Origin of the sequence: Pseudoxanthomonas helianthi, assembly GCF_017939625.1 — a bacterium.
GTDB lineage: Bacteria > Pseudomonadota > Gammaproteobacteria > Xanthomonadales > Xanthomonadaceae > Pseudoxanthomonas_A > Pseudoxanthomonas_A helianthi.
On the sequence record NZ_JAGKTC010000001.1, the window covers coordinates 1,482,320 to 1,501,872 of the forward strand.

At 67.8% G+C, this 19,553-nt stretch carries 15 protein-coding genes; 5 read left to right on the top strand and 10 right to left on the bottom strand.

All coding sequences use genetic code 11. The annotated features are described in order from the left end of the window. The first annotated feature begins 310 nt into the window (after window positions 1-310). On the top strand, window positions 311-2,377 hold the full coding sequence (locus J5837_RS06805) for a YadA-like family protein (protein ID WP_210535923.1): 2,067 nt from the start codon (window positions 311-313) through the stop codon (window positions 2,375-2,377). Between the two features lie 234 nt (window positions 2,378-2,611). On the opposite strand, the gene J5837_RS06810 is transcribed toward J5837_RS06805, so the two are convergent. From J5837_RS06810 to glyQ, 5 genes are all read right to left on the bottom strand, one after another. After that, window positions 2,612-6,376 carry a translocation/assembly module TamB domain-containing protein gene (locus J5837_RS06810; RefSeq protein WP_210536178.1) on the bottom strand — a complete coding sequence of 1,255 codons (3,765 nt, stop codon included), beginning with the start codon at window positions 6,374-6,376 and terminating at the stop codon, window positions 2,612-2,614. Window positions 6,377-6,498: 122 nt separating this feature from the next. Further along, complete coding sequence (locus J5837_RS06815) at window positions 6,499-8,343, bottom strand: autotransporter assembly complex protein TamA (RefSeq protein ID WP_210535924.1); 1,845 nt, start codon at window positions 8,341-8,343, stop codon at window positions 6,499-6,501. Between the two features lie 244 nt (window positions 8,344-8,587). Next, on the bottom strand, window positions 8,588-10,837 hold the full coding sequence (gene glyS / locus J5837_RS06820; RefSeq protein WP_210535925.1) for a glycine--tRNA ligase subunit beta: 2,250 nt from the start codon (window positions 10,835-10,837) through the stop codon (window positions 8,588-8,590). Between the two features lie 191 nt (window positions 10,838-11,028). Further along, entirely contained in the window at window positions 11,029-11,664 is a 636-nt protein-coding gene (locus tag J5837_RS06825; RefSeq protein WP_210535926.1) for a glutathione S-transferase family protein, read from the bottom strand. Further along, window positions 11,661-12,608 (bottom strand): glycine--tRNA ligase subunit alpha, encoded by a 948-nt coding sequence (glyQ, locus tag J5837_RS06830; RefSeq protein WP_210535927.1) that lies wholly within the window; start codon window positions 12,606-12,608, stop codon window positions 11,661-11,663. Before glyQ ends, J5837_RS06825 begins: the two co-directional genes overlap by 4 nt. 69 nt (window positions 12,609-12,677) lie before the next feature. Here glyQ and J5837_RS06835 point away from each other — a divergent pair, with 69 nt between their 5' ends. Together J5837_RS06835 and J5837_RS06840 are read left to right on the top strand one after the other, a co-directional pair. Further along, window positions 12,678-13,430, top strand: coding sequence for a glutamine amidotransferase (locus J5837_RS06835; protein WP_342345512.1), 753 nt, complete (start codon window positions 12,678-12,680; stop codon window positions 13,428-13,430). Between the two features lie 25 nt (window positions 13,431-13,455). Next, entirely contained in the window at window positions 13,456-14,340 is an 885-nt protein-coding gene (locus J5837_RS06840) for a BPSS1780 family membrane protein (RefSeq protein ID WP_210535928.1), read from the top strand. A gap of 98 nt (window positions 14,341-14,438) precedes the next feature. Here the strand turns inward: J5837_RS06840 and tatC are convergent, their stop codons facing one another. From tatC to J5837_RS06860, 4 genes are all read right to left on the bottom strand, one after another. Beyond that, the gene (tatC, locus tag J5837_RS06845; RefSeq protein ID WP_210535929.1) at window positions 14,439-15,194 is read right to left on the bottom strand and encodes a twin-arginine translocase subunit TatC; all 756 of its coding nucleotides are present in this window, start codon (window positions 15,192-15,194) and stop codon (window positions 14,439-14,441) included. Then, entirely contained in the window at window positions 15,191-15,643 is a 453-nt protein-coding gene (gene tatB / locus J5837_RS06850; RefSeq protein WP_210535930.1) for a Sec-independent protein translocase protein TatB, read from the bottom strand. The genes tatC and tatB overlap by 4 nt, the downstream gene beginning before the upstream one ends. Before the next feature lie 21 nt (window positions 15,644-15,664). Then, the gene (gene tatA / locus J5837_RS06855; protein ID WP_210536180.1) at window positions 15,665-15,889 is read right to left on the bottom strand and encodes a Sec-independent protein translocase subunit TatA; all 225 of its coding nucleotides are present in this window, start codon (window positions 15,887-15,889) and stop codon (window positions 15,665-15,667) included. Between the two features lie 180 nt (window positions 15,890-16,069). Then, window positions 16,070-16,927, bottom strand: a complete 858-nt coding sequence (locus J5837_RS06860; protein WP_210535931.1) for a lipid-binding SYLF domain-containing protein — start codon at window positions 16,925-16,927, stop codon at window positions 16,070-16,072. A 212-nt stretch (window positions 16,928-17,139) separates the two neighbouring features. Between J5837_RS06860 and hemH the strand changes: the two genes are divergently transcribed. Together hemH and J5837_RS06870 are read left to right on the top strand one after the other, a co-directional pair. After that, window positions 17,140-18,090, top strand: coding sequence for a ferrochelatase (gene hemH / locus J5837_RS06865; RefSeq protein ID WP_210535932.1), 951 nt, complete (start codon window positions 17,140-17,142; stop codon window positions 18,088-18,090). After that, window positions 18,087-18,977 (top strand): alpha/beta fold hydrolase, encoded by an 891-nt coding sequence (locus J5837_RS06870; RefSeq protein ID WP_210535933.1) that lies wholly within the window; start codon window positions 18,087-18,089, stop codon window positions 18,975-18,977. The genes hemH and J5837_RS06870 overlap by 4 nt, the downstream gene beginning before the upstream one ends. Window positions 18,978-19,066: 89 nt before the next feature. On the opposite strand, the gene J5837_RS06875 is transcribed toward J5837_RS06870, so the two are convergent. Continuing rightward, window positions 19,067-19,501: a hypothetical protein gene (locus J5837_RS06875; RefSeq protein WP_210535934.1), complete on the bottom strand. Its 435-nt coding sequence runs from the start codon at window positions 19,499-19,501 to the stop codon at window positions 19,067-19,069. Window positions 19,502-19,553: the final 52 nt, after the last annotated feature.

A 19,553-nucleotide genomic window follows, 5' to 3' on the forward strand; every position in this document is an offset into this window, starting at 1 on the left:
GCAGTACCGCCGATACGCGAAGTTCGCCAGTGGGCGGACAAAACCGGGGAAAACGGCGATAAAAGTGAAATCGCTGTCCGGAATCGGGTCCAGACTGCGAGTTGTCTTTTCTTTCCGCTTGCGACGCGGCGACGAACCCGCCGACCAAGGCGGCCAGCCCCCCGTTACGCAATCGGGGCGCGCAGGCGGACAAGCCCGCGAAAATTGAACTTTAAAAAGATTTGGCGGGTCCGGCGGAGAACCGTCGATTCCATGAGTGAACCCGGCGCGGAAACGCCGCCGGTACGAGACCACTCACAGGAGAATCGACATGAAACGTTCCACTGGCATGATTCGCAACAAACCGCGCTTTTCCGCTCTTGCGCTTGCCCTGTTGTCGATGGGTTCGCTGCCAGCCTTCGCGGACCAGACCGACATGGATTGCTACTACGATGACGGCCCCAGCAGGGACACCTGGTGCTATGGCTCGGTTGCCGGCTCATATGCGGTGGCTTTCGGCTACAGCGCATCCGCTTTGGGATATGGTTCGATCGCCTTCGGGAACGCGGCCTGGACGTCCCCCACGGCGATGTTCAGCTCGGCGGTCGGGCACCAAAGCCAAGCGGATGGCATAGCCGCCTCGGCGTTCGGCTATCTGTCGAGAGCCAACGGTGACGACGCGACCGCGCTGGGCAGCGCCTCCGTAGCGAATATATCCGCCACCGCGGTGGGTACTGGCGCGAAGGCTACCGCCATTCGAACCGTGGCATTGGGCTGGAACAGCGAAGCTACCGCCCTTCGCGCCATCGCCGTGGGCGATAGCGCGAAGGCTACGGGCGAATCTTCCAATGCCTTCGGCAACAATGCGCTCGCGGGCTACTACCATGCGATTGCCCTGGGCTCCAGTTCCGAAGCGACGGGTTCTTCGTCGATTGCCTTGGGCACGCTGGCAAGAGCGACCAACGCGTGGACGATCGCCATCGGAGAAAACGCGCGTGCCACAGGAGGCAACGCGGTCGCTCACGGCACCAATGCGAGCGCAAGCGGTCTGGATTCGATCGCGGTGGGCACGGCTTCTACTGCGTCTGGCGAAGAAGCCAACGCTTTTGGCACCGGATCGAAAGCGACGGCACGCCAATCCATGGCATTCGGCAATGTGTCGGTTGCGTCCGGCGAATACGCCAGCGCATTCGGCTTCCAGTCGAAGGGAGCCGGCACCGGCTCGCTGGCGCTGGGCGCCTATGCCGTCGCGGCGCACGCCCAATCTACGGCCCTTGGCATGAGCGCGGTGACCACGCGCAACAGCCAGATCGCGCTGGGTACCCAGTTCGAGTCGCTCACCGTCGCCGGAATCGCCAACGGCAACAGCTACCAGACCGGCGCGTTGAAGATGGTCACCACCGATGCCGCAGGCAACTTCGGCGTAGCCGATTTCCCGGTCGGTGGCGTCATGCCCGACCTGTCGCCGTTCGCCGCGGCGTTTGGCGGCGGCGCCAGCTGGCTCGGCGGCAATTTCACGGCACCGACCTTCAGCATCCAGGGCGCGAACTACAACAACGTCGCCTCGGCCTTTGCTGCAGTGGATTCGAAGCTGACCGCGTTGGGCGGCCTGAACGGCATTCCGGGTCCCGAAGGTCCCGCCGGCCCTGCGGGTCCGGAAGGCCCGACCGGTCCGACGGGTCCAGCCGGTGCGGAAGGCCCGATCGGTCCGACGGGCGCAACCGGTGCCGATGGCGCCAGCGCGTATGAAGTCGCTGTCGCCAACGGCTTCGTCGGCACCGAAACCGAATGGCTGGCCTCGCTGGGCGGCGGCAGCGGTGGCTACGACGCCGATGCGGTGCATTACGACGCGAGCCACGATACCGTGACCTTGAACGGCCAGGAAGGCACGCGTATCCGCAACCTCGCCGAAGGCGTCGAGCCGATGGATGCGGTGAACGTGCAGCAGATGCAGAACGCCGACGCGGCCACGCTTGCCTCGGCCAATGCCCATGCCGACGCCGGCGATGCGCAGACGCTGACCGAATCGAAGTCGTACACCGACACCCAGTCGACCCAGACGTTGAATTCGGCCAAGGCCTATGCCGACAGCAAGTTCGCCGGCTGGAACGACAGCTTTACCCAGTTCCAGAAGGACGTGGACCAGCGCTTCGCTCGTACCGACAAGCGCATCGACCACATGGGCGCGATGAGCGGCGCGATGGCGGCGGCGGCGCTGAACACCGCCGGCCTGCCCGGGCAGAACCGCGTCGGCGTGGGCTTCGGCATGCAGGGCGGCCGTTCGGCGGTCGCCGTCGGCTACCAGCGCCTAGTGCGCCCGAACGCCAGCGTGTCCATCAGCGGCGCGTTCTCGGGCAACGAGAACAGCATCTCGGCGGGTGCGGGTTTCAGCTGGTGATCCGCGATATGCAGGCAACGAAACGGCGCGGGCAACCGCGCCGTTTTCGCCGCGCACTCACCGCTTTGTAGAGCCGAGCTTGCTCGGCTGCTCATGCTTCTGCTCTTGTAGAAGCCGGGCTTGGCCCGGCTTGCCTTTCGCTTGTCGCCCGGAAGCCAAAGGGCGTGCCGGGACAAGCCCGCCACCCGCAAAGAAGAAGCAGCCGAGTGAACTCGGCTCCACAAATCGGAGCCGTCACTTTTCCTTGCGCCAGTTCACCGAACCGCGCGTTTCGATGGTGCTGGATTCGATTTCGACGTCGAAGCCCTTGCGCATCAGGTATTTCAGGGTCAGCGCGGAACCGCTGCCGACCATCGATACGCCGTAGCTGACGTACAGCTTCGGCGACAGGTACTTGCCGACGCCGAACACCGCGCCGCCGAGCGTGCGCGATTCGAGTACGCCCGCGTCGTCCAGGCCGATCTTCGCGCCCAGCTGCGAAGCCAGCAGGCCAGCGCCCGCGGTCAGCGCCGACGATGCGGCGTTGATCTGTTGCGCTTCGGTGCCGCTGGCGGTGCTCAACGGACGGCCCAGCACCAGGTAGGCCAGCGCGTTCTGTTCGGAACTGGCCGGAATGCTCCACACCTTCGCTTCCGGCTGGCTGGCGCGACCCATCACGTCGATGCCGGCGGTGACGTCGGCGCTGACCACTTCGCGCTCGGCGCGGATGCGGATGTTCGGATCGGAGATCGGCGAATTGCTCCAGACCAGTTCGCCGCGGGTGATGTCGAGCTTCTGCCCGTAGGCGCGGTAGCGGCCGTCGACATCGAGGCGGCCGGTGGCGACCATCTCGCGGCCCGGGCGCGAACGCGCGCGCAAGGTACCGGTCAGCGTGCCCTCCAGGCCATAACCTTTCAGCTTCACCGCGTTGCCGAGGGTGATCGCCAGGTCCAGGTCGAGGCGCGAACTGGGCGCGCGTTCGGGATCGGCCGGATCCAGCACCACGACGTCTTCGGACGCCGACACGCCGGCGTCGAGTTTGTCGATGTCGATGTCGGCGGTCGGCACGGAGACTTCGCCGCGCACCTGGATGGCCTTGTCGACGAAGCCGACCTGCAGGTTCGGCGAAGCCACCGCGCGCAGGTCGGCCGTGTCCGAAATCAGGAAGTCGTTGCCGCGCACGTTGAACTGCAACGGCGTGGTGTTGCTTTCCAGCCAGCTCAGCGAACCGTCGATGTTGAGCACGCCGCCGGTCGCGCTGCCGCCGGTCGAGGATTGCGACTTCAGCGCGCCGCGGATCGTCGCGCTGCCGTCGGCCAGCGCCGCCAGCGTCGCCTCGCCTTCGACCAAGGTGATGCCCAGCGCCGGCAGCTCGCCGGTGAACTCGGTCAGCTTCGCCTCGCCGCTCAATGCCGGCTTGCCGCGGGTGCCGGCCAGGCCGATGTGCCCGGCGAGCACGCCGTCCGGGCGCACCAGGTCGGGCGAGAACAGTTCCATCCAGAACAGCCGCGAGTTGTGGAAGTAGATGTCGCCCTTCAGCGGCGCGTAGTCGTCCCAACCGGTCGCCATGCGCGCGTCGACGTAGCCGTCGCCCTTGAAGCCGGTGCCGAGCCGGCCGCTGATCGCCTGCGGCGTCGCTTCCACGTCCAGGGTGAAGTTGTCGTAGCGGATCAGCTCGCCGCGCGTGTTAGCGCCCAGCTTGATGCCGCCGTCGAGCGAAGCCACGTGCACTTCGCCGCGCCATGCCTTGCCGACTGGTTTGAAGTTGGCGTCCAGCTTCATCGCGCCGCGAAGTTGCAGCGGACGTCCCTTGCTCGGCGGCAGCCAGGGTTGGATCAGGGTCAGCGGCAACGAACCCGCGTGCGCGCTGGCCCCATTGCGCGGCCAGTCGGCCCGCACGCACAGCGCGCCACCGCCGCCTGCAAGGCAGCTTTGCGACAGCGTCCACGCATTGCCGTTCTGCGCGTAGCGTGCCGGCTGCTGCAGGATCCACGGCTCGCCCTTGACCGGGGCGATGCGCAACGCTTCCAGCGCGCCCTGCCAGTTGCCGTTGCGGCGCAGCGCGGTGCCGGACAGCGCGATCGCGCCCATCGCATTGCGCGCATCGCCGTCCAGGTGCAGGTTCTCCACCGCGCCGCGTGCGTCGAGGCGCAACGAATCCAGCAGCAGGCCGGCCTGCACGCCGCTGGCCTGCACGGCGAGCTGGCCGCCGGAACCTTGCCACGGCAGCCTGCCGTGCAGCTCAATGCTTTGCGCGGCGTAATCGGCCCACTTCAGGTCGCCGCCGGACAAATTGGCGTCGATGTTCGGCGCATCGCGCTTGCCGGTCAGCTTCAGCGTGCCGGCCAGATGGCCGGTCGCCTCGGGCAGCAGGTCGCTCAACTGCAACGGTTGCAACTTCGCGTCGATGTCGAGCGCGGCGCCGACCTTGCCCTTCGCGTCGACGCGGCTGCCGCCCAGGCGCAGCGCCACTTCGCCTTCGCCATCGTTGCCGTGCAGGGCGAACTTGCCGCGTCCGTCCAGCGCGCGGCCGCGCAGCGTGCCGGCGAGCTTCGGCACGTCGAGCGTGGCATCGAAGCCTTCGCCCTGGCCGGCAGCGGGATCGCGCATCGCGCCCTTGCTGCTGAAGTTGCCGGAGACGTTGCCGTTCCAGCCGGCGATGAAATAGCCCGGATCGAAACCGGCCAGCTTCGCGCCCACGTCCCAGCGCAGTTGCGGCGCCCAGCCGACGGTGCCGGTGGCGTCGAGCTTGCCGGTGGGCATCGTCGCCAGCAGTTTCTTCAACACGACCTGGCGGTCGTCGCCGCGACCGTCGAACTCGAGCTTCGCCCGTTGTCGGTCGCGCAGCAGCGTGGCCGCGCCGACCGCGGCCCAGTCCTTCAACTGACCGGCGACGCCGAAATCGCCGCTGCCGACGATCCGCGTCTTCGGATCGTCGCCCCAGCCCAGCCGGCGCGCGTTGATCGCGAACTTGAACTTCGGGTTCTCCGCGTCGCCGAAGTCGGCGGTGCCGCGCAGGCTGGCGTAACCGTCCAGCACGCGCAGCGCCAACGGCTCGACGGTCAGTACCTTGTCGTCGCTGATGCGCATCCGCGAAGGCTCGATCACCGCGACGAACTTGTCCTGTTCGATGCGGCCCTGCAGCGTCGCCGCGCCATTGACGCCGTCCGCGCGCAGATCGAAGGCCAGGGGCATCGGTTCCTTGACGACGCCGAGCAGGGCCAGGTCGAGCGATTCGGTGCGGCCGCGGAAGTGCCATTCCGGATTCTTTTCGCCGCGCACGGTCGCGGTGATCGTCACCGGTGCCGGCGCATGGCCGGCGACGGCGAGATCCATCTTCGCGCGATTGCCGCGCGCGACCAGGCCCAGCCGCGCCGGGGTACGTCCACTGGCAGCGGGGAACACGCCGGTGGCGACCAGCGACGTGCGGTACTGGCGGTTGGGCCGGTAGCTGCCGTCGATGCCGAAGCGGCCGCGGTCGCTGTCGACGCCGAGCTTGTCGGCGAGGAAGTAGCCATCGCCGACATCGATACCGCCCTGCGCATGGCGCACATCGACAAGAGGCTTGCCTTCCTGGCTGACCTTCAGGCCGTCGATCTTCAGCGCATCGGCCTGGATCGCCAGCGGCATTTCGATCTTCGGCAGCACGTCCGGCCATTTCGGCAGCTCGAACGGCTCGTCGCTCTTGGGCACGTCGAGCGTGGCGTTGCTCACTTCCAGTGCGTCCAGGCGCAGGCGCTTGCCCAGCAGCGGACGTAGGTCGGGATCCAGATAGACCCTTTGTGCGGTGAAGTGGATTTTCTCGTAGCGGAACTCGACGCCGTGCAGGGTCAGCGGCCCAGCCAGCGGCCCCTCGATGCGTTGCCAGGTGAAGCTGGACCCGGCCGGCAACCGCGCGACGATCTGCGCCAGCAACACGTCGCGGCCGGCGATGGTCTGCAGCAGCCAGTACAGCAGCACGCCGGTCAACACCAACAGCACGCCGGTGCCGATCGCGCTGCGGATCGCCAGCACGCGCATGCGCTTGCGCCGCTTCTCGCGCAACTCGGCGATGCGCGCTTCGCGCTCTTCCGGCGTCAGGTTGTCCGGCAGCCGGCGCCGCCACAACCTGCGGCCGAAGCGATCGCGGTCGGCGGGGAGGTTCACAGGTCGGCCCCGATGTTCAGATAAAGCTGCACGGACGAATCCGGATCGTTCAAGCCGCGCGCGATGTCCACGCGTACCGGTCCCACCGGCGAACGCCAGCGCAGGCCGATGCCCACGCCGGTCTTGAAGTCGGGCGTGTCGTCGAACGCGCTGCCGCTGTCGACGAACACTGCGCCGCCCCACGGGCTGTCGGGCAGGTAGTACTCGTATTCGACGCTGCCGGTCAGCACGTGCTTGGCGCCGAGCGCGAAACGGTTGCTCAGGCGCGGTCCGACTTCGCGATAGGCATAGCCGCGGATGCTGCGGTCGCCGCCGGCGAAGAAACGCAGGCTCGGCGGCAGGGACACCAGGTCGCTGGTCCAGGTCGTGCCGGCTTCGCCACGCACCAGCAGGCGCTGGTTGTCGCCGATGCCGTGGTACCAGCGCGCGATGAGGTGCAGCTGGGCGAAGCTGGTGTCGGAACCGGCACCGCCCGCGCCGGCGCGCAGCGACACGTTGCCGCTGAAGCCGCGGCGCGGGAACGCGCGATCGTCGACGCCGGAGTACTGGCCGCTGACTTCCGGATACAGCAAGGTGGAATAGTTGAAGTCGGGCAGGGTCTGGTCGTAGCGCCAGCGTTCGCGCAGTGCGTGGATCGACGCGATCGCCGTCCACTGGTCGTTCAACTGGCCGCTGCGGCTGCCGATCAGCTCGATGCGCCGGGTGTCGATGTAGTCGGTCTGTTCGTCATAGGCCTGGAAGGCGATGCCGTACCAGCCGTCCAGCCACTTGAACGCCGGAATGCGGTACAGCGTGGTCAGGCTCTTGCGCTTCTGCGCGTAGTCCAGCGCAATGCTGGCCTTGTGCCCGCGCCGATTGACGTAGCGGCGGTCCAGCCCGGCGCGGATACCGGGGCCGCTTTCGGTGCCGTAGCTGACGCCGAAGGTATAGACGTCGCGCTTGGCCAGTTCCAGGTTGACGTCGGTCGGCACGCGGCCGTCGACCGCTTCGTCGATGTTCGGCTGGATGTCGATGCTGCCGAAGTAGTCCAGCCCGACCAGCGACTGGCGCAGGCGGTCCAGTTTGCCCTGGTGGAAGTAGCTGCCTTCCTCCCAATACACCAGTCGTTCCAGCAGGCCGGGCTTGAAGTAGTCCTGGTGGAAGCGCGTCGGCCCCATGTCGTAGCGGATGCCGCTGATCCAGCTCAGGTCGATGTCGGCGGCACGGTCGGCGCGGGTCACCTCGACCTTGCGGTTGGTGAAGTCGGCATCGAAATAGCCGCGTTCGGCCAGCCGGCGCACGATCTTGGTCTTGCTGGCCTCGTAGGTGGTGTGGTCGAACACCTCGCCGGGCTGCGGACGGAATTCCTGCAGGTCTTCCTTCAGGTATTTGTCGCTGCCGCCTTCGCCCTCGATGGCGATGTGCGAGTTGCGCACGCGCACCGGTTCGCCCAGCTTCACGTGGAGGGTCACGGTCAGGTGGTCGGCCGGGCGTTGCTGGCGCGGTTGCGCGGCGTCGGCCGGCTCCGTCGCGGGGGCATCGGGCGAGGCTTCTTCCTGCACCCGGTTCGGGCGCGGCGCATCGACGGTGATTTCCGCGGCGTAGTAGCCGAACGGCTCCAGCGCTTCGCTGGCCTCGGGCACGGCTTCGGTCAGCAGGTATTCCAGCCGCGATTCGCCTACGCGCTTGCCCAGCGAGTCGCTCAGCGACAGCGCCAGTTCGATGTTCTCGATCATCAGCGCCTGGGTTGCGTCCTTCGGATCCAGCCCCTTGACCTGGACCTTGTCGATGATCGCCGCGGCCCACGTCGGGCAGGCGAAGATCAGCAGGGCGGCCGGAGCCAGACGGAGGACGGGTCGCATCGGCAGAGGATACCGGGCGCGGGCTGAATCGGGTTAACGCCGGATGATGTTTGTGTTTCCTTCTCCCACCCGGGAGAAGGTGGCGCGTAGCGCCGGATGAGGGCGGGAGGGTTACGGCTCATGGAGCCTGCGTCGCAAGCGCGTGCTCCGCCCTCATCCGCCCCCGTATCAAGTACGGGGCGGGCTCTTCGGGCACCCTCAGCCGCTTGATGCGGCTTCGATCCCGGAGGGAGAAGGAAAAGCGTCAGTTCGACAAATGCTCGATCGCTGCCACCGCGCGGAAGCGATCGGCCAGTCGCTTGAGCAGCGCCAGGCGGTTGCCGCGCACGGCCGGGTCGTCGACGTTGACCATCACGCCGTCGAAGAACGCGTCCACCTGCGGGCGCAGCTGGGCGAGGCGGTTCAGCACCTTGACGTAGTCGTGGTGGTGCAGGGCCTCGTCGGTATCGCCGAGCGCGGCGGCCACGGCTTCGCCGAGCGCGGCTTCGATCGGGTCGGTGAGCAGGTCGTGGTCGATGGCGTCGGGGATGGCGATGTCGGCCTTCTTCAGGATGTTGCCGATGCGCTTGTTGGCGGCGGCGAGCGCTTCGGCTTCGGGCAATGCGGCGAACTGGCCGATGGCGTCGAGGCGGGTGTCGAAGTCGTACAGCGAGGCGGGCTTCAGTTCGGCGACGGCGTTGAAATGCGTCGCCGGGACGCCCTTGTCGGCGTAGTAGCCGCGCAGGCGGTCGAGGATGAAGTCGTATATTTCCCCGGGGACCGCAGGGCCATAGGTCTGGTTAACGCTCTGAAAGCGGTCAACCTTCACACCTTCTTCGGCTGCCTTCTTTCCCGTCGTTAGCTTCTTCTCAAGCTCGACCCGGCCGATTGCGTCGAATGCGCCCTGATAAGCCACATCTAGCAAGCCATCTTGCCGGATTACGGCGACAACGCTCCGCTGTCCTACTGGAATATCTTTTGGATCAAGTAAGTTGTGTCTTGTCGAATGCAATAGCTTGAGATCAAACCCGCTTTCGATGATGGTCCGCGCAAGGCCGAGCGCATTGCGCCGCAGCGCGAACGGGTCCTTGTTGCCTGTCGGCTTCAGGCCCGCCGCAAAGCCGCCCGCGAGCGTGTCGAGGCGTTCGGCAATGGCGAGCACCTTGCCCAGCGGCGAGAGCGCGATGTCATCACCCGCGAACCTCGGCTGGTAAGCCTCGTCGATCGCCAGCGCAATTTCCTTCGATTCGCCAGCGGCGATGGCGTAGTGGCGACCCGCGATGCCCTGCAGTTCCGGGAATTCGTTGACCATCCGCGACTGCAGGTCGTTCTTGGCCAGTTCCGCCGCGCGATGCGCCTGCGCCGGATCGACGCCGACTTCCCTGGCGATGGTCTCGGCCAATGCCGCCACGCGTTGCACCTTGTCGGCGACGCTGCCCAGCTTGGCCTGGTAAGTCACCGTCTTCAGGCCTTCGCCCATCGAGGCGAGGCCTTGCTTCAAATCCTCGTCGAAGAAGAACTTGGCGTCGGCGAAGCGCGGGCGGATCACCCGCTCGTAGCCCTTGCGTACCTCGGCTACGTCCTTCGACTCGATGTTGGCGACACCGATGAAGTGCTCCGTCAACTTGCCGTCGCGCAGCACCGGGAAGAACTTCTGGTTGATCTCCATCGTCTCGATCAGCGCTTCTTGCGGCACGGCGAGGAAGTCCGGCTCGAAGCTGCACGGCACCGCGGTCGGCCACTCGGTCAGGCACACCACCTGCTCGAGGTTGTCGTCGCTGATCCGCGCGTCGCCGCCCGCCTGCTTCGCCGCGGCCTCGACCTCGCGCACGATGCGCGTGCGGCGCTCGTCCGGGTCCGCCAGCACGCGCGCGGCGCGCAGCGCGTCCAGGTAATCGCCCGGCTGGTTGATCCACACCGGCTTGTTGCTTTCGAAGCGATGGCCGCGGCTCATGCGGTCGGCCTTGGCGCCGAGGATTTCGGTGTCGACCACGTTGTTGCCGAACAGCAGCACCAGCCAGTGCACCGGGCGGGCGAAGGCGTGCTCGCGCGCACCCCAGCGCATCGGCTTGGGGATCGGCATCGCCGCGATGGCCTCGCGCAGGATTTCCGGCAGCAACTCGGTGGTCCTCGCGCCGGCCTTGACCGAACGATGGACGAAGCGCTCGCCCTTGTTGTCGGCCAGCTTCTCCAGCTGGGTCCACTCGACGCCGGCCTTGGCCGCGAAGCCCTTCAACGCGGGCGTCGGTTCGCCGTTCGCGTCCAGCGCGATGTTGAGGTAGGGACCCAGCACTTCCGAAGCTTGCTCCGGTTGCTCGGCGGCGACGCGCGGCAACAACACGGCCAAGCGGCGTGGCGTGTACAGCGGCTTGGCGCCGTCGTGTTCGCAGGCGATGCCGCGCTTTTCCAGCGCCGCGATCACGCCATCGAACAGCGCCTGCGCCAGTCCCGGCAGCGCCTTGACCGGCAGTTCCTCGGTACCCAGTTCGATCAGCAGGGGAAGTTGTTGGCTCATGTCATCAAACCTTGCTTGCAGTTCCCTTCTCCCTCCGGGAAAAGGTGGCGCGAAGCGCCGGAAATCGAAGCCGCTTCAGGCGGCGGGGTTCGGCGGAACAGGGCGGGTGAACGTTGCAGGATGTATCGGCATTCGTGCATCGCGTCTGCGCCGTACCCTCACCCCAACCCCTCTCCCGAGGAAGAGGGGCTTCAACTCGGATTCGGGGCATCGAAAGGCAGGTAGAAGCGCGCGAACAACGGCAGCGCTTCGTAGCGGGAGACGCGCGCCTGCAGCGCCGGGAACGGTGCCAGGTCGAAGGGCACGGCGTCGCGCAGGTAGGTGACCACGCAGGCGAGGGTGATGTCGGCCTGGGTGATCGCGTCGCCGACCAGCCAGTCGCGACCTTCGCGCGCGGCGCAGGCGGCGTCGAGTTCGGCCAGCGAGGCTTCGGCTTGGCTGCGGCAGCGCTGCAGCCACGGCGCGTGGTGCTTTTCTGCGGGGCGGAAGATGCGTTCGTAGACCAGCTGGATACCCTTGTCGAGCGCGCCGACGGCCAGCGCGACCAGCTTTTGCGCATCGCGTCGTTCCTTGCCGGACGCGGGCAGCAGTGCCCGCTGCGGGCCGGCCATCTGGTCGAGGTGGTCGAGGATGATTGCCGACTCGGTCAGCGCTTCGCCGTCGTCCAGCACCAGCACCGGCACGCGGCCCTGCGGATGGAACTGGCGGATCAGCGCCGCGTCCTTGCCCACCGACCAGTTGCGGTGTTCGAAATCGAAGCCGAGCTGCGCGGCGCTGATCGCCACGCGGCGCACGTACGGCGAATCGAACATGCCGACCAGGATCATGCGGCGTCCTGCGCGTTCAACGGCGACAGGCCCGGCTTCGCGCGCGCGGCTTCATCCTTCAGTCCCGGGAAGCCGAGCTTCTCGCGCTGGGCGAAGTAGGCCTTGGCCACACTCTGCGCCAGCGTGCGCACGCGCAGGATGTAGCGCTGGCGTTCGGTCACGCTGATCGCGCGGCGCGCGTCGAGCAGGTTGAACGAATGGCTGGCCTTCATCACCTGCTCGTAGGCCGGCAACGGCAGGCCGGCTTCGATCAGCTTGTTCGCTTCGGCCTCGCAAGCGTCGAAGCGGTGGAACAGCTCGGCCACGTCGGCGTGCTCGAAGTTGTACGCGCTCTGCTCGACTTCGTTCTGGTGGTACACGTCGCGGTAGGTCACCGGCGTGCCGTCGGGACCGTGCGTCCACACCAGGTCGAACACGTTGTCGACGTTCTGCAGGTACATGCACAGGCGCTCGAGGCCGTAGGTGATCTCGCCGAGCACCGGCTTGCACTCCAGGCCGCCGGCCTGCTGGAAGTAGGTGAACTGGGTGACTTCCATGCCGTTCAACCAGACTTCCCAGCCCAGGCCCCAGGCGCCGAGGGTCGGCGATTCCCAGTTGTCCTCGACGAAGCGCAGATCGTGCACGCGCGGGTCGACGCCTAATGCCGAAAGGGAATCCAGATATAGCTGCTGGATATTGTCCGGGTTCGGCTTCATCACCACCTGGTACTGGTAGTAACGCTGCAGGCGGTTCGGGTTCTCGCCGTAGCGGCCGTCGGTGGGACGGCGGCAAGGCTGCACATATGCGGCATTCCACGGCTCCGGGCCCAGCGCGCGCAGGAAGGTCGCCGGGTGGAAAGTACCCGCGCCGACCTCCAGGTCCAGCGGCTGGATCAGCACGCAACCCTGCGCGGCCCAGTAGGCGTTGAGCTTCTGTATGAGTTCCTGGAAGGTCGGGCCGGCCATCGCGTGATCGTGCACTGCGGAAAAGCGGGCTAGTATACGGGCGAACCCCTGCCGACCCATGTTTTTCCCGTGAATCGCGCCGCCAAGACCCGCCGCTTCGACAAGCCTTTCCTGATCGTCGAAACCGGTCAGCCGGTGGCCGCGATGAAGCGCTACGGTGGCTTCCCCCACTGGATCCGGGTCGCGGCGGGACTGGAGCCCGACGAGGCGGTGGTGGTGAACGTCGAAGCCGGCGATCCGCTGCCGCGGCGCGAGGGTTTCGCCGGGGTCATCGTCACCGGTTCGGCGGCGATGGTCACCGATCGCCACGACTGGAGCGAACGCAGCGCCGAGTGGCTGCGCGACGCCGCCCACGAGGGCATGTCGCTGCTCGGCATCTGCTACGGCCACCAGCTGCTGGCCCACGCGCTGGGCGGCGAAGTCGATTACAACCCGGCCGGGCGCGAGTCCGGCACCGTGCACATCGACCTGCATCCGCAGGCCGGCGACGATCCGCTGTTCGCCGCCTTGCCCAGCCGTTTCCTCGCCCACGCCACCCACGTGCAGACCGTGGCCAAGCCGCCGCGGGATGCCACCGTGCTGGCGAAATCCGAACAGGACGCCTGCCACGCCTTCCGCTGGCGGGACCGGGCCTGGGGCGTGCAATTCCACCCGGAGTTCGCCACCCACCACATGCGCGGGTACGTGCATGCCCGCGCCGACCACCTGCGCAGCGAGGGCCGCTGCCCGCGCTCGATTTCCCGCGAGGTGACGGCGGCGCCGCAGGCGCGCAAACTATTGCGGCGCTTCGTGCGCCACGCGCGTGGCCTGCACGCGCGCTGAGCCCCCGACCTCCCCCGACATTCCGATGACCCCGATCAACAAGCTGCCGGCCAGTGCCGGCGCGCAATGGCTGCTGGACGCATTCGCCCTGCTGCGGCGGGCGCCGTGGGGATTGGGCCGGCTGGGCGTGACCTGGGGGGCGCTGACCCTGCTCGCGCTGGCCGGCGGCGCACTGCATCCGACCCTCGGCCTGGCATTGCAGCTCGGACTGTCGCTGCTGGGTCCGTTCCTGTTCGCCGGCCTGCTGTGGGCGGTGCGCGAAGTCGAAGGCGGCCGGCCGGTGCAGCCGGGCGTGCTGTTCCATGAGGTGCGCGGCGAACATGCGCCGGCGTTGCTGGCCACGTTGCTGCCGCAGTTGGCCGTGGGCGTCGGTCTGGCCCTGCTGTTCCTCGCCCTGGTCGGCACCGACGGCATGCAGCAGATGTTCGATGTCGCCGCGAAGATCCAGGCCGCCCAGGCCGCGGGCCAGCAGCCCGATCCCGCGTTGGTGCAGAGCTTGCCGGTAGGCCGCGTGCTGTTGTGCCTGCTGCTGGCGTTGGCCGCGGTGCCGGTGGTGGTGTTCCTGATCTTCGTCGCGGTGCCGCAGGTGGTGTTCTCCGGCAGCCATGGACTGGCGGCCATGCGCACCAGCCTGCGCGCGTGCCTGCACAACCTGCCCGCACTCGTGGTGTTCCTGCTGTTGCTGTTCGTCACCTTGCTGGCGCTGACCGTCGGCGTGCAGATCGTGGCGATGGTGCTGCAGTTGCTGATCGGCACGGCGACGGCGGTATTCGTCGCCAACCTGCTGATGATGGCGGTGCTGATGCCGCTGTTCGCCGGCGTGACCTATTTCGCGTGGAAACAGATGTTCGGCGCGCCCGAGCAGGCCGTGGCAGCGCCGACGTTGCCGCCGGATCGGATCGAAGTCTGAGGAGGGTGGGCCAGGGCCCACCTACGTCGCTGCTGGAGTCTCGCCGTCCCACCGGATCAAGGCGCAGGAGCGCACCGACGGGCGCTCCTACGCTGCGTTCAAGCTTCCGCTTCCCGCTTCGGCGCCATCCACTTCGACGCCAGGATGCCGGCCTCGTACAGCAGGCACATCGGCAGGGCCAGCATCAGCTGCGAGACCACGTCGGGCGGGGTGATCACCGCGGCGAGGATGAACACGCCGACGATGGCGTAGCCACGCGATTCGGCCAGCTGCTTCGGCGTGACCCAGCCGAGCAGGGTCAGGATCACCAGTGCCACCGGCAGCTCGAAGCTGGCGCCGAAGGCGAGGAAGATCACCAGCACGAAATCGAGGTATTTGCCGGGGTCCGGCGCGATGGTGACGATGTCCGGGGTGAACGCGGTCAGCGCATGGAAGACCGCCGGCAGCACCAGGAAGTAGGCGAAGGCGCAGCCGGCGTAGAACAGCGTCACCGCGGAGACCAGCAGCGGCAGCGCCAGCTTCTTTTCACGCTGGTACAGGCCCGGGGCGACGAAGGCCCAAGCCTGGTACAGCAGCCACGGCGCGGCCAGGAACAGCGCGCCGAAGAAGGCGAGCTTGACTGGGGCGAAGAAGCCCGAGGTCGGGTCGCTGGCGATCAGTTGTGTGGCCTGGGTCGCAGGCAGCTGCCGCAGCATCGGCAGGGCCAGGTGCGAATACAGCGTCTTGGCGAACGGCAGCAGGGCCAGCAGCGCGACGCCCACGCCAAGCAGGCCGCGGACCAGCCGCGCGCGCAGTTCGATCAGGTGTTCGATCAGCGTCGCTTCGGCCTCGGGATCGGGCGTGGCGCGGTTCATCGGCGCTGTTCCGGATTGCCGAACAGGTCGGATTGCGGATGGTCTTCCGCAGGCGTCTCCGGCTCATCCGGCCCGGCCTGCGTTTCGGCGGCGGGCTCGTCGACCGGCGGCTCCGGCGCTTCGTCGGACGGGGGCGGTTCCTTCCTGTTCGACAGGTCCTCGTCGATTTCGGCGCGCACCTGCTCGAATTCGTGCTTTACCGCATCGCCGCCGGCGCGGATCGACTGCTCGGTTTCGTGCATCGTCTGCCGGGCGGCGTCGAGGTTGCGCTTCAGTTCGTCCGCGGCCAGTTCGCGCTCGAGTTCATCCTTCACCGAATGCCATTGCGCGCGCGCGCGGCGCACCCACAGGCCGGCGAAGCGCGCCGCCTTGGGCAGGCGCTCGGGACCCAGCACGACCAGTGCCACCACGGCGATGACCAGCAGTTCGGTGAAGCCGATGTCGAACATGGCGGACCGTTGCCGCCGCGCTCAGTGCGCGTCGCGGTCGTGTTCCTTTTCGCGGGATTGGCTGGAGGCGTTGTCGCGCGACTTGTCGTCGAGCTGGGCCGGCTTGTCGTCGCCCTTCATGCCTTCCTTGAAGCCCCTGACCGCCTCACCGAGGTCCTTCCCGGCGCCGCGCAGGCGCTTGGTGCCGAAAATCAGCAGCACGACCACCAGCACGATGATCCAATGCCAGATGCTCAAACCGCCCATGTCGTTGCCTGCCATGAAGTGAGGGAAGACATGCAGGATAACGCAGTGGCGCCTGCGAGGTCAGCGGTGCTCGCTGAATAGCGGCGTGGAGATCGTCCGGTGGGAACGGCTATGGCCGCGATTGGTCCCCAATGAATGACTTATCGCGGCTATAGCCGCTCCCACGAAGGCTGCTGCCGATCAGGGCGTGGTCAGCGGCGCGGTGGTGACGGCGCTGTCTTCGACCGGCTGGAAACCCTGCGTCTGGGCTTCGGTCGAGGTGTTCGGCGCCGCCTGCGCAGGAGCCGGACTGGCGACCGGTGCGCCGGCGGTGACTACCGGGCGCGGCGCATTGGCCGGCGCACCGCGCGCGGTGCGAGCCGCTGCGGTGGATTCCTCCAGCTGGTCGCGGAAGGCGACGACGTCGGCCGAGGGCGCGCCGGCGCGATTCTCGAAGATCGCCCGCGGCGTGGCGTTGGCGCCATAGGCGGCGGTATCGGCCGCGTCGTCGATCTGCAGCGCCGCACCGTCGAGGGCGACGCCGGCGAACAGGCCGCGGGCGCGCGACCACGACCAGATTTCCGCCTTCAGTTGGCCATCGGTGGCGGCGGCGGCATTGCGGCCGACCGGACCGGCGGCCACGCCGGCATCGGCGCCGAGGGTGAACTTGCCGTTGACGATCGAGTCCAGGCTGCGGTCGTTGCGGAACACCAGCACCACGTCGGACGACTGCACGCCGGCCTGGAAGCCGATGCTGCCGCCGGTCAACTTGACGAACACCGGCTGCGACCAGGTGCCGTCGGGGTTCTTCACCGACATCAGGCCATGGCCGCGGCGTCCGCCGATGACCAGCCCGGCCTTGATCGTGTCCGGAATGACCACGATGGCGCGGCCTTCGTCGAGCAGCTTGTCGGGGATGCCGTTCTCGGGAATCTTCTGGATTTCCTGCAGCACGCGCACGGCGTTGCGGGCGCGGGCGTCTTCCTGTTCTCCGGCCTGGGCCGCAAAGGCGGCGCCGAGCGCGGCCGACAGCAGGAGGGTGCGAGGCAGGCGCTTCATGACAGGCTCCGGATGTGTTTCTGCAAAAAGGCTATGCAAGTGTCTGATAAATGAGTGTGAATGGGTGAATGGCGGCTGAGTCAAAGCCATGGTGCCCTCTGTAGGAGCACCCCTTCAGGGCGCGACCGAAGCAGCGCCGCGGGACACGGTCGCCCCCTGAAGGACGCTCCTAACGCAGGCCAGGACCGATGCGGCGTCTGCGACAATGACGCATGCCCCACGCACCCGATACCGCCTTGCTGGTGGTCAATCTAGGCACGCCCGAGGCACCCACGCCGGAAGCGGTACGGCGTTACCTGGGCGAATTCCTCGGCGACCCGCGCGTGGTCGCGTTGCCGCGCTGGCTGTGGAAGCCATTGCTGCGCGGCGTGATCCTGCCGCGGCGCGGGGCGCAATCGGCGGAGAAGTACGCGCAGGTCTGGCTGCCGGAAGGCTCGCCGCTGGCGGTGTACACGCAGCGGCTGGCCCAAGCCATGCAGGTGAGGCTGCCGGACTGGCGTGTCATGCATGCGATGCGCTACGGCGAGCCGGCGCTGGCGGACATCCTGCGCGATCTGCGTGGGGCCGGCATGCGCCGCGTCGTCGTATTGCCGCTGTATCCGCAGTATTCGACCACCACCACGGCCTCCGTCGCCGACGTGGTCGAACGCGAAGCGCGCGACCTGCCCATCGCCTTCATCGAGGACTATTCCGACGACGCCGGTTGGGTCGGCGCGATCGCCGCGTCGATCCGCGATTGGCGCGCCGCCAACGGCGCAGGCGAACACCTGCTGTTCTCGTTCCACGGCCTGCCGCAACGCCTGGCCGACCGCGGCGATCCGTATCCGCGGCGCTGCGAAACCAGTGCGCGGCGCATCGCCGAAGCGCTGGGGTTGGGCGAGGACCAGTGGACGCTGGCCTACCAGTCGCGCTTCGGCCGCGCGCGCTGGCTGGAGCCGGCCACGCCCGACGTGCTGGCGAACCTGGCCGCACGCGGCGTGCGCAAGGTCGACGTGGCCTGCCCGGGCTTCGCCGTCGATTGCCTGGAAACCTTGGAGGAAGTCGCGCTGCGCTATGCCGAGGATTTCGCTGCGCAAGGCGGCGAACTGCGTTACATCCCCTGCCTCAACGCGGCGGACGCGCACGCCGATGCGCTGGCCGCGCTGGCGCAGGCGCGCGCATGAGGCTGCGCGAATTCGCCATCGACGCGGCGCTCGGCCGGCTGACGGGCCTGCGTGGCGGCGTTGAAGGCGGAATGCAGGTCATCGCCCTGCATGGCTGGCTCGACAACGCCGCCAGCTTCGTGCCGCTGGCCGCGCACCTGCCGGACAGCCTGGATTTCTTCGCCCTCGACCTGCCCGGGCACGGCCGCAGCGCGCATCTCGGTCCGGGCGCCGAATACACCTCGGCGGTGGCAATCAACGCGGTGCTGGACGCGGCGGATGCGCTGGGTTGGGAGCGCTTCGCCCTGCTCGGTCATTCGATGGGCGCCGGCATCGCCAGCCTGGCCGCGGTCGCCGCACCCGAACGCGTCACGCGGCTGGTGGCGATCGAGGCGTTGGGCGCGTTGTCGGAAACCGTCGAGCGCACCGCCGCACGGATGCGCGAAGCCATCGCCGCCGCGCGCGCCTTGCCGGGCAAGAACCTGCGCGTGTTCGCCAACCTCGAGGCGCCGGTGCGCGCACGCATGCAGGCCAACCAGTTGAGCGAAGCGGCCGCGCGCCTGCTGGTCGAGCGCGGGGTGCGCGAAGCCGAAGGCGGCTTCGTCTGGAGCACCGACCCGCGCCTGACCCTGCCGACGCTGATGCGCTTGAGCGAAGCGCAGATCGACGAGGTGGTCGACCACATCGCCTGTCCGACGCACGTGGTCTACGCCGATCCGCCGCAGAGCTATTTCCCCGAACCCTTGCGCAGCCGTCGGGCGGCGCGCCTGCCGGACGGGGCGTTGTCCGTCATCTCCGGCACCCATCACCTGCACATGGAAGATCCCGCCGCGGTCGCGGCGGCGATCGGCGGTTTCCTCATGGATGGCCGCCGACTGACGACGATTCACCCTGCCAGCGGATTGTAGGAGCGCACTTCAGTGCGCGACCGGCAAAACGAAGCTGCGTGGAAAATTCCGCAAGCCGCGCACATTCGGTCGCGCACTGAAGTGCGCTCCTACAGGCTGCGTTGCGGATCGCGCAGCTGCACGGTGACCATGCTGTCGTTGCCTCCGCGGTGCGGCGCGAACGACAGCGATACCTCGCGCCTGCCCTTGCGGTACACCCGCATCGCATTGCCGGTGGCATGGCGGATCTCGGCCGAAGACTGCCAGCCCTGCGCGGGCATGCGCTGCCCGGCTTCGGCGAACAGCTCCGGCACCGGTTCCGGCGTGGCCAGCGTCGCCACCAGCAGCGTGCCGAGATCGGACACGCTGTTGACCCGGTACGTTGCGGGCAGGGGGATGTCGGCGGGGAAATCGGCCGGCAACTGCAGGCTGGTCTCGGGTTGCGAGGGACGTTCCGCCTGCGGCGGCGCGTCGCCGCGACAGCCTGCCGCCGACGTGGCCAGCAGGCACGACAGGATGAAGCAAGCCTTGGATGACAGGCGCATGCCCGGTGCTCCGGGACCGTCTACCCGTCGGTCCTTTGCCTCGACAACGCTG

Bases quoted from the DNA above. Each gene is read 5' to 3' on its own strand.
- J5837_RS06815 (WP_210535924.1), bottom strand. From the start codon at position 8,343: ATGCGACCCGTCCTCCGTCTGGCTCCGGCCGCCCTGCTGATCTTCGCC.
- glyS (WP_210535925.1), bottom strand. From the start codon at position 10,837: ATGAGCCAACAACTTCCCCTGCTGATCGAACTGGGTACCGAGGAACTG.
- hemH (WP_210535932.1), top strand. From the start codon at position 17,140: ATGCCCCACGCACCCGATACCGCCTTGCTGGTGGTCAATCTAGGCACG.
- J5837_RS06805 (WP_210535923.1), top strand. From the start codon at position 311: ATGAAACGTTCCACTGGCATGATTCGCAACAAACCGCGCTTTTCCGCT.
- tatC (WP_210535929.1), bottom strand. From the start codon at position 15,194: ATGAACCGCGCCACGCCCGATCCCGAGGCCGAAGCGACGCTGATCGAA.
- J5837_RS06840 (WP_210535928.1), top strand. From the start codon at position 13,456: ATGACCCCGATCAACAAGCTGCCGGCCAGTGCCGGCGCGCAATGGCTG.
- glyQ (WP_210535927.1), bottom strand. From the start codon at position 12,608: ATGGCCGGCCCGACCTTCCAGGAACTCATACAGAAGCTCAACGCCTAC.
- tatB (WP_210535930.1), bottom strand. From the start codon at position 15,643: ATGTTCGACATCGGCTTCACCGAACTGCTGGTCATCGCCGTGGTGGCA.
- J5837_RS06810 (WP_210536178.1), bottom strand. From the start codon at position 6,376: ATGCGCGTGCTGGCGATCCGCAGCGCGATCGGCACCGGCGTGCTGTTG.
- J5837_RS06860 (WP_210535931.1), bottom strand. From the start codon at position 16,927: ATGAAGCGCCTGCCTCGCACCCTCCTGCTGTCGGCCGCGCTCGGCGCC.
- tatA (WP_210536180.1), bottom strand. From the start codon at position 15,889: ATGGGCGGTTTGAGCATCTGGCATTGGATCATCGTGCTGGTGGTCGTG.
- J5837_RS06875 (WP_210535934.1), bottom strand. From the start codon at position 19,501: ATGCGCCTGTCATCCAAGGCTTGCTTCATCCTGTCGTGCCTGCTGGCC.
- J5837_RS06825 (WP_210535926.1), bottom strand. From the start codon at position 11,664: ATGATCCTGGTCGGCATGTTCGATTCGCCGTACGTGCGCCGCGTGGCG.
- J5837_RS06870 (WP_210535933.1), top strand. From the start codon at position 18,087: ATGAGGCTGCGCGAATTCGCCATCGACGCGGCGCTCGGCCGGCTGACG.